Annotated in this window: 11 protein-coding genes and 2 tRNA genes; 7 read left to right on the top strand and 6 right to left on the bottom strand. The window is 72.0% G+C overall.

Annotated elements, in window-relative coordinates; genetic code table 11:
• Window positions 1–44 precede the first annotated feature (44 nt).
• Both gabT and LPA42_RS19970 read right to left on the bottom strand, forming a co-directional pair.
• The gene (gene gabT / locus LPA42_RS19975; RefSeq protein WP_077936256.1) at window positions 45–1,316 is read right to left on the bottom strand and encodes a 4-aminobutyrate--2-oxoglutarate transaminase; all 1,272 of its coding nucleotides are present in this window, start codon (window positions 1,314–1,316) and stop codon (window positions 45–47) included.
• Between the two features lie 3 nt (window positions 1,317–1,319).
• Window positions 1,320–2,756: a gamma-aminobutyraldehyde dehydrogenase gene (locus LPA42_RS19970; RefSeq protein ID WP_043962000.1), complete on the bottom strand. Its 1,437-nt coding sequence runs from the start codon at window positions 2,754–2,756 to the stop codon at window positions 1,320–1,322.
• Between the two features lie 162 nt (window positions 2,757–2,918).
• Here LPA42_RS19970 and LPA42_RS19965 point away from each other — a divergent pair, with 162 nt between their 5' ends.
• On the top strand, window positions 2,919–4,358 hold the full coding sequence (locus tag LPA42_RS19965) for an aldehyde dehydrogenase family protein (protein WP_077936257.1): 1,440 nt from the start codon (window positions 2,919–2,921) through the stop codon (window positions 4,356–4,358).
• A 37-nt stretch (window positions 4,359–4,395) separates the two neighbouring features.
• Here LPA42_RS19965 and LPA42_RS19960 read toward each other — a convergent pair whose 3' ends face one another.
• Window positions 4,396–5,625: an SUKH-3 domain-containing protein gene (locus LPA42_RS19960; protein ID WP_077936259.1), complete on the bottom strand. Its 1,230-nt coding sequence runs from the start codon at window positions 5,623–5,625 to the stop codon at window positions 4,396–4,398.
• Window positions 5,626–5,705: 80 nt separating this feature from the next.
• On the opposite strand from LPA42_RS19960, the gene LPA42_RS19955 reads away from it, so the two are divergent.
• The 5 genes from LPA42_RS19955 to LPA42_RS19935 all read left to right on the top strand — a co-directional run bounded on the left by LPA42_RS19955 (window position 5,706) and on the right by LPA42_RS19935 (window position 11,521).
• Window positions 5,706–6,128, top strand: coding sequence for a YbaB/EbfC family nucleoid-associated protein (locus tag LPA42_RS19955; protein ID WP_077936258.1), 423 nt, complete (start codon window positions 5,706–5,708; stop codon window positions 6,126–6,128).
• Window positions 6,125–6,469, top strand: a complete 345-nt coding sequence (locus LPA42_RS19950) for a hypothetical protein (RefSeq protein ID WP_043962003.1) — start codon at window positions 6,125–6,127, stop codon at window positions 6,467–6,469. The genes LPA42_RS19955 and LPA42_RS19950 overlap by 4 nt, the downstream gene beginning before the upstream one ends.
• 289 nt (window positions 6,470–6,758) lie before the next feature.
• Window positions 6,759–10,823 (top strand): toxin glutamine deamidase domain-containing protein, encoded by a 4,065-nt coding sequence (locus LPA42_RS19945; RefSeq protein WP_228986763.1) that lies wholly within the window; start codon window positions 6,759–6,761, stop codon window positions 10,821–10,823.
• A 65-nt stretch (window positions 10,824–10,888) separates the two neighbouring features.
• Window positions 10,889–11,269, top strand: a complete 381-nt coding sequence (locus LPA42_RS19940) for a hypothetical protein (RefSeq protein WP_228986762.1) — start codon at window positions 10,889–10,891, stop codon at window positions 11,267–11,269.
• A 179-nt stretch (window positions 11,270–11,448) separates the two neighbouring features.
• Window positions 11,449–11,521: transfer RNA gene (locus LPA42_RS19935), tRNA-His, on the top strand.
• Between the two features lie 84 nt (window positions 11,522–11,605).
• Here LPA42_RS19935 and LPA42_RS19930 read toward each other — a convergent pair.
• Both LPA42_RS19930 and LPA42_RS19925 read right to left on the bottom strand, forming a co-directional pair.
• Window positions 11,606–12,901 (bottom strand): Ig-like domain-containing protein, encoded by a 1,296-nt coding sequence (locus LPA42_RS19930; protein ID WP_077936262.1) that lies wholly within the window; start codon window positions 12,899–12,901, stop codon window positions 11,606–11,608.
• A 200-nt stretch (window positions 12,902–13,101) separates the two neighbouring features.
• Window positions 13,102–14,373 carry an Ig-like domain-containing protein gene (locus LPA42_RS19925; protein WP_077936263.1) on the bottom strand — a complete coding sequence of 424 codons (1,272 nt, stop codon included), beginning with the start codon at window positions 14,371–14,373 and terminating at the stop codon, window positions 13,102–13,104.
• Window positions 14,374–14,559: 186 nt separating this feature from the next.
• Here LPA42_RS19925 and LPA42_RS19920 point away from each other — a divergent pair.
• Window positions 14,560–14,635 (top strand) — tRNA-Lys (locus LPA42_RS19920).
• A gap of 92 nt (window positions 14,636–14,727) precedes the next feature.
• Here the strand turns inward: LPA42_RS19920 and LPA42_RS19915 are convergent.
• Window positions 14,728–15,669: a GlxA family transcriptional regulator gene (locus LPA42_RS19915; RefSeq protein WP_077936264.1), complete on the bottom strand. Its 942-nt coding sequence runs from the start codon at window positions 15,667–15,669 to the stop codon at window positions 14,728–14,730.
• Between the last annotated feature and the right edge of the window lie 2 nt (window positions 15,670–15,671).

Below are 15,671 nucleotides of genomic sequence, written 5' to 3'. Positions count from 1 at the left end.
CCGGCGACCGATGACGGGTCGCCGGCCGCCCCGCAGAACCCGGCTCAGCCGAAGGCGGCGTCGAGGATGTCCAGGCCCCGGGCCAGCTCCGCGTCGGAGATGACCAGCGGGGGCAGGAAGCGCAGCACGTTGCCGTACGTGCCGCAGGTCAGGGTGAGCAGGCCGGCGGCGTGGCAGGCCGCCGACACCGCCGCCGCGGCGGCCGGATCCGGGACCAGGGTGCCCGGCTGCACCAGCTCCACGGCGAGCATCGCGCCCCGGCCGCGTACCTCGGCGACCCGCGCGTCGCGGGCGGCGATGGCGCGCAGCCGGTCGGCCAGCGTCGCGCCGATGCGGCGGGCGGCGGCGGCCAGGTCCAGCTCGTGCATGGTCTCGATCGACGCGAGCGCCGCCGCGCAGGCGATCGGGTTGCCGCCGTACGTGCCGCCGAGGCCGCCCACGTGCACCGCGTCCATCAGCTCGGCCCGGCCCGTCACGGCCGCCAGCGGCAGCCCGCCCGCGATGCCCTTCGCCAGGGTCACCAGGTCGGGCACGACGCCCTCGTGGTCGCAGGCGAACCAGTCGCCGGTGCGGCAGAACCCGGTCTGGATCTCGTCGGCGACGAAGACCACCCCGGCCGCCGTCGCCCACTCGCGCAGCGCCGGCAGGAACCCCTGCGCGGGTACGACGAAACCGCCCTCGCCCTGGATCGGCTCGATCAGCAGCGCGGCCACGTTCTCCGCCCCGACCTGCTTCTCCACCGTCTCGATGGCCCGCGCCGCCGCCTCGGCCCCGGACAGGCCCCCGTCGCGCAGCGGGTACGACATCGGCACCCGGTAGACCTCCCCGGCGAACGGCCCGAACCGGTGCTTGTACGGCATGTTCTTCGCCGTCAGCGCCATCGTCAGGTTGGTCCGCCCGTGGTACGCGTGGTCGAACACCACCACCGCCGGCCGCCCCGTGGCGTGCCGGGCGATCTTCACGGCGTTCTCCACCGCCTCCGCGCCCGAGTTGAACAGCGCGGAGCGCTTCTCGAAGCCGCCCGGGGTGAGCGCGTTGAGCTGCTCGCACACCGCCACGTACGACTCGTACGGCGCGACCATGAAGCAGGTGTGGGTGAACCGCTCGACCTGCTCGCGGACCGCCGCCACGACGCGCGGCGCGGAGTTGCCGACGTTGGTGACCGCGATGCCGGCGGCGAAGTCGATCCACTCCCGCCCGTCGACGTCGGTGATCGTGCCGCCGCTGGCCCGGTCCACGTACGCGCCGACGACGCTGCCGACGCCCCGCGCCACGGCCGCGCCCCGCCGCTTGTGCAGCTCCTCCGAGGATGGCAAGGCTCAGCCCTCGATGTTGTGCATGACGTGCTTGATCCGGGTGTAGTCCTCCAGGCTGTAGACCGACAGGTCTTTGCCGTGCCCGGAGTGCTTGAACCCGCCGTGCGGCATCTCCGAGACGAACGGGATGTGCGTGTTGACCCAGACGCAGCCGAAGTCCAGCCGGCGGGTCATCCGCATCGCCCGGCCGTGGTCGCGCGTCCACACCGACGCCGACAGGCCGTAGTCGACGCCGTTGGCCCAGCGCACCGCCTCGTCCTCGTCGGAGAAGCGCTGCACGGTGATGACCGGCCCGAACACCTCCTGCTGGATGATCTCGTCGGCCTGCCGCACCCCGGAGACGACGGTGGGGGAGTAGAAGAAGCCGCGCTCGCCGACCCGCGACCCGCCGGTCTGCACGCTGGCGTGGTCGGGCAGCCGGTCGACGAAGCCGCTGACCCGGGCGAGCTGGTTGGCGTTGTTCAGCGGGCCGTACAGCACGTCGGCGTCGTCCGGCGCGCCGGTGCGCGTGTTGCGGGCCTGCTCGGCGAGCGCCGCCACGAAGTCGTCGTGGATGCCCGGACCGGCCAGCACCCGCGTCGCCGCCGTGCAGTCCTGGCCCGCGTTGAAGTAGCCGCCCACGGCGATGGCCTCGGCCGCGGCCGCCACGTCCGCGTCGTCGAAGATCACCACCGGGGCCTTGCCGCCCAGCTCCAGGTGGGTCCGCTTCAGGTCCGGCGCGGCGGCGGAGGCGACCTCCATGCCCGCCCGGGTCGAGCCCGTGATCGACACCAGCTGCGGGGTCGGGTGCGACACGAGGGTACGACCGGTGTCCCGGTCGCCGCAGACCACGTTGAACACGCCCGGCGGGAGGAACTCGGCGGCGATCTCGGCCAGCAGCAGCGTCGACACCGGCGTGGTGTCCGACGGCTTCAGCACCACCGTGTTGCCGGCGGCGAGGGCCGGGGCGATCTTCCACACCGCCATCATCAGCGGGTAGTTCCACGGGGTGACCTGCGCGCACACGCCGATCGGCTCCCGCCGCACGTACGAGGTGTGGCCCGCCATGTACTCCCCGGCGGACCGGCCCTCCAGCAGCCGGGCCGCCCCGGCGAAGAACCGGAACTGGTCCACCGCCGGCGGCAGCTCCTCCTCGGCGGTGAGCTGGCGGGGCTTGCCCGTGTTGCGCACCTCGGCGTCGACCAGCTCGGCCGCCCGCGCCTCCACGGCGTCGGCGAGCTTCAGCAGCGCCTTCTGCCGCTCGCCGGGGGTGCTGTCCCGCCACGTCTCGAACGCGGCGGAGGCCGCCCGCATGGCCGCGTCCACGTCCGCCGCGCCGGAGACCGGCGCCTGGGCGAAGACCTCGCCGGTGCACGGGTCGACCAGGTCGGCGTACCCGCCGTCGGACGGATCGACGTACTCGCCGTTGACGAAGTTGCGCAGCTGCTGCTGGTCGCTCATCAGGTGTCTCCGAGGGATGCCGGGGATGCGGACAGCGGAGGTTATCGGAATCTGACTGCCATCTTCGCTACTGAATTCGCGGCAGACAAGGGCATGAGCGACTGTTTCCGTGTGGGAATTGCTGGTTACCGTGCGGCGGCGGCTCGGCTACGCTGCCGAGGTGTGGAGCCGAGAGCCTTCTTCGTCGCCGGCCGCCCCGCACACGGCGAGGGCGAGCTGACCGTCACCCACCCGTACGACGGTCGCCCGGTGGGGCGTACCACGCTCGCCACGCCCGACCAGGTCGAGGCCGCCGTCGCCGCGGCGGCCGCAGTGGCGGCGCGGGCCGCGGCCCTGCCCGCGCACGCCCGCGCGGCGGCCTTGGACCACGTCTCCCGGCGGCTCGCCGAACGGGCCGACGAGATCGCCGACCTGATCACCGCCGAGAACGGCAAGCCGGTCAAGTGGGCGAGGGCCGAGGTGGGGCGGGCGGTGTCGACGTTCCGCTGGGCGGCCGAGGAGGCCCGCCGCTTCTCCGGCGAGCTGCAACGCCTCGACACCGACCCCGCCGCCACCGGGCGGATCGCGCTGGTCCGACGCGCGCCGAAGGGGCCGGTGCTGGGGATCGCGCCGTTCAACTTCCCGCTCAACCTGGTCGCGCACAAGGTCGCCCCGGCCATCGCCGTCGGCGCGCCGATCATCGTGAAGCCGGCCCCCGCCACCCCGCTGTCGGCGCTGCTGCTCGGCGAGCTGCTCGCCGAGACCGAGCTGCCCGCGGGCATGTTCTCGGTGCTGCCGCTGCCCAACGAGCGGGCCGCCGAGCTGGTCGCCGACCCGCGGCTGCCGGTGGTGTCGTTCACCGGCTCCGGGCCGGTCGGCGCGGCCATCCGCCGGGCCGCGCCCGACAAGCACGTCACCCTGGAGCTGGGCGGCAACGCGGCGGCGGTGATCTGCGAGGACTGGAACACCGACGAGGACCTCACCTTCGCCGCGCAGCGGATCGCCACCTTCTCCAACTACCAGGCCGGGCAGTCGTGCATCGCCGTGCAGCGGGTGTACGTGCACGAATGGCTCTACGACGCCTTCCTGCCGAGGCTGGTCGCCGCCGTGGAGGCGCTGCGCACCGGCGACCCGGCCGACCCGCTGACCGACGTCGGCCCCCTGGTGTCGGTCCAGGCCGCGCAGCGGGTCGAGGCGTGGGTCGACGAGGCTGTGGTGGCCGGGGCGACCATCGAGGTGGGCGGGCGGCGCGAGGGTGCCACCTACCCGCCGACCGTGCTGTCCGGCGTGCCGGCCGACGCCAAGGTGTGCGCCGAGGAGGTCTTCGGGCCGGTGCTCGTGGTCGCCCGGGTCGAGAACGACACCGCCGCGTTCGCCGCCGTCAACGACTCCGCGTACGGGTTGCAGGCCGGCGTGTTCACCCACCGGCTCGACGTCGCCTTCGCCGCCCACCGGGTCCTCGACGTCGGCGGGATGATCGTCGGGGACGTGCCGTCGTACCGGGCCGACCAGATGCCGTACGGGGGCGTGAAGGGCAGCGGCGTCGGGCGGGAGGGCCTGCGCAGCGCCATGGACGACTACACCGACGCGAGGGTGCTGGTCCTCACCGGGGTGCAGCTGTAGCGCCTCCGGCCGGCGGCGTCGCGCTCGTCGGCTGGCGTCACCAGGTGCCGTCGTCATGGACGCGGGCGGGGGCCCGGCCGAGCAGCAGGGTGGTCAGGGCGGCGTCGATGTCGTCGCCGAGGAACCACTCGCCGGCCTGGTCCAGCGCGAAGACCCGGCCCCGCTCGTCGACGGCGATGATGCTCTCCTGGTTTTCCGTGCCGAGGGGGAACAGCCGTACGCCGAGCACGGCGCCGAAGTCCGCGAGCGTGTCGGCGTTGTGGGCGACCAGGTGCGGCATGATGTCGAACCGCGAGATCCACACCTGCCGGCCGGGGCCGCACCGGGCTCCGATCAGGCCGGGGAACCGGGTGATGGCCTCCACCGCCGCGGGGAACGCGACGTGCGTGTGGTTGGCCCCGGCGACGGCCGTGACGTCCCGCACGGCGGCGGCGGCCATGATCTCGTCCCCGATGTGCGGGGCCCAGCCGGCGGCGACGAGGGCGTGGGCCACCTCGTCGGGGAAGCGGCCCGGCTCGGGTGCCGGAGCCGGTTCGGGCAACCACGGCTGCCGGAATCCCAGGTCGGACCAGGGGAGCACGTTCATGTGCACCAGGAACCGCAGGCACGAGTCGCAGGGGCGGTCGCCCGGCCCGCCCGCCGGGTCGCCCGGCTCGCGCACCCAGTACAGCTCGAACTGGCTGCCCGCGAAGAGGACCCGCGCCTCGTCGAGGGTCGCCGGGGCCCGCCCCTCGGCAACGCGCTGGTGGTCGTGTTCGTGCAGGACGTCCGACACGACGATCAGCTCGGCGTGCCGGTCCACCCCCCGGACCAGGTGGCCGTGCGGCTGCGCGTCCAGGTATTCCCGGACGAGCCGGTGGTGCCGCAGCACCGCCTCTCCCTTGGCGCCCCACGCGCGGTGCATCCGGCCGCCCACGGTCAGGTGCGCGGCCGTGCCGGGGGCCGGCAGGCGACGGATCTCGCGGAGCAACTGACTCGCCGGGTCGACGGTGCGCGGCGCGGGCTGCGCCGGGCGGCTGCGCCGGTACATCTCCCGCACGGCGGGGAACGGCAGGCGCGGCCACGTCGAGACCTCGCCGGTCTCCTTGTCCACCACCGTGGTCGGCAGGTCGCCCGGGGGGACCGCGGCCGACGGGGTCACCGTCGACGTGATCAGGTAGCCGAGGTCGAACTCCTCGACCAGCGGGGCGCACTCGTGCCCGAGGCGCTGGGAGTCCCGGTGGGCCCAGACGGTGGCGAGCTGTTCGGCCTGCTGACGGTCGATCACCCACCCGAAGTTACCGGACCCCACGGAATCCGTGGCGCCCGGTATGGTCTGCCGTACCGAGGGTGACGGGGAGGTCGGCGTTGGCCGAGAGCGTGGACCGGGAGGCCAACCGGGCGCTGCGGGCCCGGTTCGACGAGGTGCACGGGCAATACCGCCAGCTCCGTTCCGGTTTGGACGAGCTGCGGACCAGGCTCGCGGAGCTGCGGGTCACCGCGCGTTCCGACGACGGTCAGGTGACCGTGGTGGCCGGTGCCCGGGGCGACGTCGTCTCGGTGGAGCTCACCCCCGCCGCCCTCCAGGCCCGCGACGCCAGGGCCCTGAGCGGCAAGATCACCTCGACGGTGCACCGCGCCACCGCCGCCGCGGTCGCCGCCACCCAGGACCTGGTGGCCGGCTACCTGCCGGCCGGGTCGGGGGCGATGGAGTTCCTCCGCACCGGTGACTTCGACACCCTGCTGGGCCGGGCCGACGCCGTCATGCGGGGCGGGGAGCGACCGACGTGACCGACGGGCAGCTCTGGCTGGATCCGGGCCGCGCGCGGCGCGGCGGGGCCGACCTGACCTCCGCCGGCGAGGCCGTCACCGACCGGCGGGCCCAGGTGGGGGGCCAGCTCGCGGCGGCCAGCGCCGCCCGCCCCTGGGGGCGCGACGACATCGGCGCGGCGTTCGAGAAGCAGTACCGGGGGTTCGAGGAGACGCTGCTGCGGGCCTGGGCGGGCCTCGGTCGGGCGCTGGAGCACCTGGGCGAGGACGTCGTGCGCTCGGTGGACAACTCCGTGCGCACCGACGCGCACAACGCCGGCCGACTCGACCGGATCTCCGACCAGCGGCCCGCCGGGCGCTGACCACTCGGAGGCCCCCGTGACCCTGCTGCCGAGCCCTATCCCGCACCCGCTGGACTACGCGCCCTGGGAGCTGCCCGGCTGGGTCTACGAGGCGCTCGACTGGGTGATCGGGGTCGAGTGGCCGGAGGGCAACGAGAAGGCGGTCTGGGACCTCGCCGACCAGTGGTACGCCGTGGCCGACGCCCTCGCCGGTCCGCGCGCCGACGCGGTCGCCGCCGCCGGTGAGGTCCGCAGCGGGTACGGCGGGATCGGTGCGGTCGCGGAGGCGTTCGACGCGGCCTGGAAGCGGGTGGCCGAGGGCGACGAGGCCCCGCTGCCGGTGCTGCTGGCGGTCAGCGGTGACCTCGGCCGGCTCGTCGAGGAGTGCGGCTGCGATATCGAGGGCGCCAAGCTCGAAGTCTGGATCGAGCTGGGCATCCTCGTCATCGAGCTGCTCTCCCTCGCGGTGGCGGCGGTGCTCACCGCCGGTGCCGCCTCGCCCGCCGCCGGTGCCGCGATCGCCGCCAGCCGCTTCGTCGTGCAGCAGATCTTCAAGAAGCTGCTGGCCCAGCTCGCCCGCAAGACCCTCAAGCAGGGCCTGAAGGAGGCCGGCGAGCGCGCCGCCAAGCGGGTGGCCGAGGGGGGCATGCGCGGCCTCGCCCGGAAAGCGGCGCGGGGCGGGCTGGAGGAGGCAGCCGAGGAGTCGGGGATCACGCTCGCCACGCAGGCGTACCAGAACTCGACCGGCCGTCGGCACGGCCTCGATCTGACCGACGCGGGGATGTCCGCGCTCGGCGGCCTGGCGGGCGGGGCGGCGGCACCGCTGGCCGGCCTCGGGCGGCACGCGACCGGCCGGGCGGCCCGGGTCGGCGAGCACTTCGGCCGGGAGATGACCGGCGAGATGATCGCCGACCAGGCGGCCAACCTCGCCACCGGGCAGGGCCTGGTGTCGCTGGAGGACGCGGCGCGGGCCGCCGCGTCCGGGGCCACCGGGTCGACCACCGCGCAGACCGACGCGGCGCTGCAGCATCGCCTCGACGGCCGGATGGCCGCTCTCGCGGGGGCGTCCTTCGCCCCACCCGACCTCGGCGCGCTCGCCCCGGCCCCGACCGATGCGACGCCCGCCCCGGCCCCGACCGACGGCACCCTCGGCGCGGGCCCGGAGCGTCCCCCCGTCCCGCTGCCGCGCGACGGGGGAGGGCCCGCCGTCGTCCCGGTCCTCGGGGCGGCCGGGCCGGATCCCGGCCCCGTCGCCCCGGCCACGGTCGAGGCGGCCGGCGACGCGCTGCGGACGCACCACCCGTCGTCCCTACCCGAGTCGTCGCTCGTGGCCGCCCACGCCGCCGGCCCGGTCGACGGCGGCCACCTCGGCCACGTGTCGGCCGCATCGGCGCAGGCGCCGACGGAGCCTGCGGCGCAGTCGTCGGCGCAGTCGCCGGCGCAGTCGCCGGCCACGCCCGGCGCGACCGACGGGTCGGGGATCTCCCGCGCGACGGTCAGCCCGACGCTGTCCTCGGTCGCCCCGGTCGAGCCACCGCAGCTCGACACGCGGGGAGCCGGCGCCCTGCCCGCGCCCGTCGCCGCTGCCACCGTCGCCGACGGCGTCGCGCCGGGGACTCCGACAGCGCCCCACCTGCCGGCCTCGACGAGCGGCACCGTCGCGCCGCCCCCGGTGACCCCGCCGCCGGTCGGCACGGGCCCGGCGGGCACGGCCAGGCCGGCGGCCCCCGGACACGACGGCCCGCTCCCGCCGCCGCCCCGTTTTCCGCTGCTCCGCTCGCTGGATCCGCGGTCGCAGTCTGCGGATCATCCCGTCCCGCCGCCGCGCAGGTCACCCGAGTGGCAGGCCAGGCAGCGGGCCGAACGCGAGGCATACGACCGGCATCGCTACCAGGCCCGCTTCCACCAGCAGCGCGCCCTGCACGAGGACAACCGGCGCTTCCTGGGGGCCCGAAAGCTGCATTCCCGGTACGAGTTCTTCCAGCGGCGCGCCAGCGAGTACGCCGCCTACGCGCTCAGCCTGAAGCACCGCGGGCAGGACTACCTCGCGACGTCGTGGCACCGGATGGCGGTGGCGGACGAGCGGGCCGCCCACGAGTCGCGGGAGTTGGCCGACGCGGTGCTCGCCGGCACGGTCACGCCGCAGTTCGTCGAGGTCAGCGACCCCCTCGACTTCTACTCGATCAACACGGACGATCCGTCGCTCGTCGTCGGGGAGGTGGACACCGACGGCCCCTCGGCGCTGACCGGAGACGACCACCCGCCGCCGATCGACCGGTCCCGCCGGTACGGGCAGTGGGGCGGGCTCCGGCCCCCGTTGGCGTTGCACCAGTCCGACCTCGAACGCGCGATGCCCCGCGACGCCGGCGGGCGGGTCCTACGCACCGCCGACCCCCGCCGGGGCGGCTGGTTCCGGCTCGCCAACGACGGCGGGCCGGCCGCCGACCCGACCCGGGGCATCAACTGCCTGGACTGCACCCTGTCCCTGTACGAGACGTGGATGCACGGTCGCCCCCGGGTCTCCGCGCCCCGCACCTTCGACGCGTACGCCGCAGGGGACATCAGCCGGCCGCTCGGCGGGGAGCTCGGCGGCCCGGGGCGTGTCGAGGACGCCACCGGAGGGCGCTTCCAGAAGCTCGTCGACCCCGACGACGGCACTCCCGTCGACGACAGGTGGAGTGTGGTCAACCGGGGGTTCGGCAGCGTCGAGAGGCAGCTACGCGCCGGAGGGCACGGCAGCTACGCGTTCCTCATCACCACGTACGAGGGCGGCGGGTCGCATGCCTGGGTGGCGCTGAACCAGAACGGCGGCGTGCTCTACCTGGATCCGCAGAGCGGAATCGTGTCCGACATGCCGATCTACATGCACAGCGGGCTGCCGGCCCCGCACAACGTGACCGGCATCGACGCCCTGGTCCTCGGGCCGGACGGGCGGCCGATGCCGTTCGCCGGGGTCGGGCCGGGGCAGTTCAGCCAGCGTGCAGAGGTGACGGAGCAGCGGCAACGGCCGGAGCCGGAGGACCGGTCCCGGGAGTGGCGGCCCGGCCCCGACGACCCCACGGACGACGAGCTGTACGTCAACCGGATGCACCTGCTCGAAGGCCCTGGTTCGCCCGATCCAGTGCCGGCGCAGGGGGATGGCACCGGTGGCCCCGGCGAAAATCCCCCGCGAGGTCCGATTGAATCGGGCCTCGCGGACGGCCAGGTCCGCCGCAGCCGCGAAGAGGCGCGAACGATCCTGAGGTCGCGTGGGATCTCTCCGCGAAGGGTCGTGGCGGCCAACTCTGATCTTGACCAGATCTTCAGTGCGGGTGTTACGCCGGTTGAACTGGCGACAGAAATGGACGGTCCGACGCTGCGGAGACTCGTACCGCAGCTGACCGAGGTGGCAGCGCAGGATCTGTCCGCGCTCTTTGAGGACCGCCGCGTCCGACGCATGCTGGACCAGACATGGCAGTCTCCACCGGACAGTGAACCATGTCTGGCCGAGACGCTGGTGAAGCAGTTGGTGGCGGACCCGAGGTTGGTGAGGCTGATCCTGGCGACGCCGGAGTTGGCCAGATCGTTGATTGCGCGCCCGGTTACGCTGCACCACCTGGCAAGTCACCCGCAGGCCGTCGAAGTGCTCCAGTCTGTGGTGGATGAGGTTGAAGAAATGGGCGAACCTCCCCAGGACTCGGGCGTATCGAGACCGGAGCCAACGCCTCTTACCGAAGAGCAGCGGAGGGTCAGTGAGAGCGTCGCGCCAGAGGCGGGTGGTACGGTCCAGCCAGGATTCGACTATGTCCGCCGAACGGATACCAGATACCAGTCCGAGTACCTTGACAACCTCTATCGGGAGGCAGCGGTCGCGCAACAGGAGTTGATCGTGCTCGCGCAGCAACTTGCGTACGAGGGTGATCGCTCGGTTGGCGTGGCGGGCTGGCGGGCCGAGCCCAAGGGTAGGCAGCGCGCCGAAGACAAGATCAAGAAGTACAAGGGGGAGGCTTCGCGGCTGACTGATCTTGCCGCGGCAAAGGTCGAGTTCGATTCGCTTGACGATCTGTATCGAGCCCTCGACCGGCTGCGACAGCACCCTACGGTGCGGATCGTAGAGTTCAACGACCGTTTCCGAAATCCGCAGAGGAGCGGTTATCGCGACGTTCAATTGTTGCTCAGGTTGTCCAATGGTCATGTGGCGGAGTTTCGGCTGCATCTGGCTGCGTTGGACGAGGTGGCCGTTTGGGAGCATTCACTCTTCGAAGTCAAGCGAGACATCGAGGCTCTGGCGCTTGAGGAGGGTCGGGTGTTGACGACGCGAGAATCGGCGATTGCCGGTGGTATCATCAGGCGCCAGCAGGAACTCTTCTGGAACGCATTAATCTCCACCTTATAGGAAAGCTTATGAATCCTACGCCCGGCCTCGTCCTTCCTTCATATTTCAGATATTACGCATCGCCGGTGAAGATCGTATCGTCGCCTGATGGTGGAGTTTGCGTGTGGCGAGTTTCCATAGATGATGGCGGGTGGAGCAGGGAAGACGACCTATTTGCGGAAATAGTCTTTGCAGTCGGTGGTGAAATCTTCACGTGTTCCCAGGAAGATTTCGTTCAGGAGGTGGAGGCCTACCGCGGTTACTATCTGCGAGGCGAAGGGCCGATCTTCGCGCTGTACGAGACTGTGCGGGCCATTGAGGATGTTGCTGCCGCTGAGCGGCGTGCTCTGACCGCAGAGGAGCGGGCCTTGGTCCAGGGCGTCAGGCGGCGGACGTTCGTCATGTTCGAGGAGCAGTTGCAGCGGGAGGGTGACCCCGGCGCGGATCCGACCATCGCCACCCCGTAGCGACGGGCGCACATATCGTTGATCTTGGTACGAAACGGCCCCCCGGGGTGTTTCGTACCAAGATCTCCCGTCGACGCGTTCGGGCGGGATGGGGGCAGGGATCCCGGTGGACGTGGGAGGCGGGCGTGTGGCTATTATTAGTCCGCACGCCGCCCGGTCCCGCCGGAGCGGAGCGCATGGTGGCTGTAGCTCAGTTGGCAGAGCACCGGGTTGTGGTCCCGGTTGTCGTGGGTTCAATTCCCATCAGTCACCCTCAGCACGAAGGCCCCCTCCGCTCGGAGGGGGCCTTCGTCGTTGCCGCGTTGCCGCCCGGGGCCGGAGCCCCGGGGGCCGGGGTCAGGCGGTCGGTTCGGCGCTCGGTGACTCGGTCGCGTCGCCGGGGGTGTCCTCGGCGTTCGGCGAGGCGGCGGCGTCCGGGTCGTACGGGAGGGCGCTGCCCTTGACGTACTCGTCCCAGCTCATGTTCCAGTCGGTCCAGCCGTTGCCGTTGGCGAGTTTGCGTTCGGTGCCCTTGACGGTGATCGGGTCGCCGATGCGGGTGTTGTCGAACAGCCAGGCGCCGTTCTTCATCGAGACGTTGACGCAGCCGTGCGAGACGTTGACGCTGCCCTGCTGGCCCTCGGACCAGGGCGCGGCGTGGATGAACTCGCCGCCCCAGGTGAGGCGCTGCGCGTAGTCGATCTTCGTGCGGTAGCCCTCTTCGGGGCCGAGCTCCTCGAAGGTGTCGAAGACCGTCTTGCGCAGCTTCTCGATGACCACCATGGTGCCGCTGGACGACGGCGTGCTCTTCTTGCCGAGGCTCACGGGAATGGTCTTGATCACCTTGCCGTCCTTGGTGACGGTCATCCGCTTCGTCTTGTTGTCGACCGTCATGATCACCGCCGGGCCGGTCTTGATGTCGACGGTCAGGTCCGCGCGGCCGTACCAGCCGTCGCCGAGGGGGAGGCCGCCGGCCTGCACCCGGTACGAGATGGTGCTGCCGGCCTTCCAGAACTCCTTCGGCCGGTAGCGGACCTCCGTGGGGCTCACCCAGTGCCAGATGCCCTCCTGGGCCGGCGTGGAGGTCACCGTCATCCGCCGCTGGACGTCGTCGCGGTAGTCCTCGGGGATGGCGCGGCTGAACTTCACGATCAGCGGCATGCCGACGCCGACGACCTGGTTGTCGCCGAGGAAGCTGCTGACGCGTACCTGCTTGCCGGGCTTGGCCATGGTGGTGAAGGTGCTGGTCGCCTGGGCCGGCTTGCCGTCGTCGCCGGTCGCCGTGACGGTGGCCGTGTAGGTCTCGCCGTACTTCAGGGCACCTTCGGGCAGCCAGCTCTTGCCGTCGGCGGCGAGCGCGCCCTCGACGGGCGCGCCGGCCGAGTCCTTCAGCTCGACCGCCGTGTCCTTCGCCTCCTTCGTGGTGAAGGCGATGGCGGTGGACGCCGGCATGTCCTTCGCGTCGGCCGCGGGCTCGGTGATGGTCGCCGCGGCCTTGGGTGCGCTCTCGCCGCCTCCCTGCCAGGCCGACGGCTTGCCCCCCTCGCCGTCGGTGCAGGCGCTGGTGAGCGCCAACACGGCGGCGAGCAGCCCCGCCGCGAAGACGCGGCGTCGACCACCGCGCCGGGTCAACTGGTCCTGGGTTGCGCGCATGATTCCCTCACTGTCGTGGTGCCCCGGTTGCCCATCGTCTCTCACTGACGCACGGAAACGGATACTCGTTGCCGGGGGTGAAGAGAAACACTCGAACCATGATGTCTGAATCTGGCGAAAAGCCGCACTTGGCGAATGATGCTCGCAAATGACGGGGGCGGGCACCGGAATACCGGTGCCCGCCCCCGTGTCGGGTCCTGTCAGGCCAGCGCCGGCCCGGCGCCGCCCTCCGGCACCGGCAGCGCGCTGCCCTTGACGAACTCGGACCAGCTCAGGCTCCAGGCCGTCCAGCCGTTGCCCTGAACGAGCTTGCGCTCGGTCCCCTTGATCGTGATCGGATCCCCGACCCGGGTCTGGGAGAAGAGCCACTTCGCCTGCGCCATCGAGACGTTGACGCAGCCGTGCGAGACGTTCTGCCGCCCCTGCACGTGCTCGGACCAGGGTGCGGCGTGGATGTACTCGCCGCCCCAGGTGAGCCGCTGGGCGAAGTCGATCTCGGTGACGTACCGGTTGGCCGGGTCCGGGTCGTCGCGGGTGTCGAAGACCGTGGACTCCTTCTTCTCCATCACCACCATCGTGCCGCTGGAGGAGGGGGTGCTCTTCTTGCCCAGGCTCACCGGGATCTTCCGGAGGAGCTGGCCGTCCTGGAAGACGCTCATCTGCTTGGTGGCGTTGTCGACCTTCATCTCGAACGCCCGACCGATCTTGGCGGTGGCGCTCCGGTCGACGTTGCCGTACTTGCCGTTGCTGAGCGGGATGCCGGCCAGCGCGATCCGTACGCTGATCGTGGTCCCGGGCTTCCAGTATTCGGGCGCCCGGTAGTAGGCCTGGGTGCCGTTGGAGACCCAGTGCCACGCGCCGGGCTGCGGCGGGTCGGTGCGCACGAACATCCGCTTCTGCACCGCGGCCCGGTCCTTCTCCGGGATGCCGGGGTGGAACTCGGTGACGACCGGCATGCCGACGCCGTACGTCCTGTCGTCGAACAGGTAGAGCCCGGAGGCGATCATCGACTTCGGCTTGGCCATCGTCGTGAACGTGCTGGTGCCCTGCCGGGTCTCGCCGCCCGCGCCGGCGGCGTTGACGGTGGCCGTGTAGCGGGTGCCGAACTTCAGCGGCTTGTTCGGCACCCAGGAGGAGCCGTCGGCGCGCCAGCGGCCCTCGACCTTGTCGCCGTTGGCGGCGGTGAGGGTGAGGTCGGTCACCTTGCCGCCCTCGGGGATCTTCGCGGAGATCTCGGTGCTGACCGGCCTGTTCTTCGCCCCGTCCGCCGGGCTGACCTTGAGCGTCGGGTCGGCGCTCGTGGCCGGATCGGCCGGTGCCGTTCCTGTCTCGGCGGCGACGCTGCTGCCGACGGCGGGCGCACCGTCGACGAACTCCGCCTTCTTCTGGTCGTCGCCGCACCCGGTCAGTGCCAGCGACGCCATCAGGCTCAGGGCGCCTACCGTCGCCCCGGCCCGCGCGAACATGCCCATTCCCACCTCTGTTCTCGCGTACCTGGCGGACATCGTGCCGCATGACGGCCATCGGCCACCGCCCGCGCTGCCAATCGTGAGAGATTTGGGGGCTTTTGGCCGTTAAGCGTGCCCGAAGGGTGGAGCCGGGTATCGGATTGGAACCCCGCTCAGGAGGCGTGCTAGGGTTCTCTCCGTTGCCAACGAGCGCCGCTAGCTCAACTGGCAGAGCAGCGGACTCTTAATCCGCGGGTTCGGGGTTCGAGTCCCTGGCGGCGCACCAAAACAAGACCCTGACCTGGCATTAGCCGGCCAGGGTCTTCTTGGTTCTGTGGACCGACGGCCCGCTTGCGGAGACGGCACCACGTTTCGCGGTCACCCACTGCGGAAGCTACGCCGATACGCCTGCGGGCTGGTGCCGGTGATCCGCTTGAAGCGGTCTCGGAAAACAGCGGTGGAGCCGAAACCGACCTGCGTCGCCACCCGGTCCACGGGAAGGGCCGTGGTCTCCAGGAGGTGCTGCGCCTGGTGGACGCGGACCCGGTGCAGCCACCGCAGCGGGGTGGTGCCGGTCTGGTCGCGGAAGCGCCGGTTCAGTGTCCGGGTACTCATGCCGGCGTGGCGGGCGATGTCGGCGAGGGTCAGCTGACACCGGGCGTTGTCGCGCATCCAGGCCAGCAGCGGCTCCAGGGTCGCCCCCTCGGGGGCCGGTGGTTCGTGCGTGATGAACTGCGCCTGTCCGCCCGCGCGTTCCAGCGGCATGACGGACAACCTCGCCGTGTCGGCGGCGACGGCGGCACCGTGATCGCGGCGGATCAGGTGCAGGCACAGGTCGAGCCCGGCGGCGGCGCCGGCGGACGTGAGGAACTGGCCGTTGTCCACGTAGAGCACGTTGGGGTCGACCTGGATTCGCGGATGCTGGGCGGCGAGCTGGTCGGTGGCGAGCCAGTGCGTGGTGGCGCGGCGTCCGTCGAGCAGGCCCGTGGCGGCGAGCGTGAACGCGCCGCCGCAGATCGAGGCTATCCGGGCGCCGTTCGCGGCGGCGGCGCGCAGCGCGTCGAGGACCGCGGTGGGCGTCGCGGCGGCGGGGTCGGAGACACCCGGCACGACGACGGTGTCGGCGTCGGCGAGGACGTCCAGGCCCCACGGCACCGTGATGCTGAACGCCCCCGTGGTGACCGTCGGCGTGGCGGCGCAGACGAGGACGCGGTAACCGGCGCGGCCGTCGGCCAGGCGGGTGCGGTGGAAGACCTCCATCGGGGTGGCCAGGTCGAAGGGGACGACGCTGTCGAGGGCGAGCACGGCCACGGTGTGCATGG

The organism is Micromonospora sp. DH13, from assembly GCF_020873825.1.
Lineage (GTDB): Bacteria > Actinomycetota > Actinomycetes > Mycobacteriales > Micromonosporaceae > Micromonospora > Micromonospora haikouensis.
Note: the sequence above shows the minus strand (reverse complement) of the source record. Positions and strands in the feature narration are given on the sequence as shown.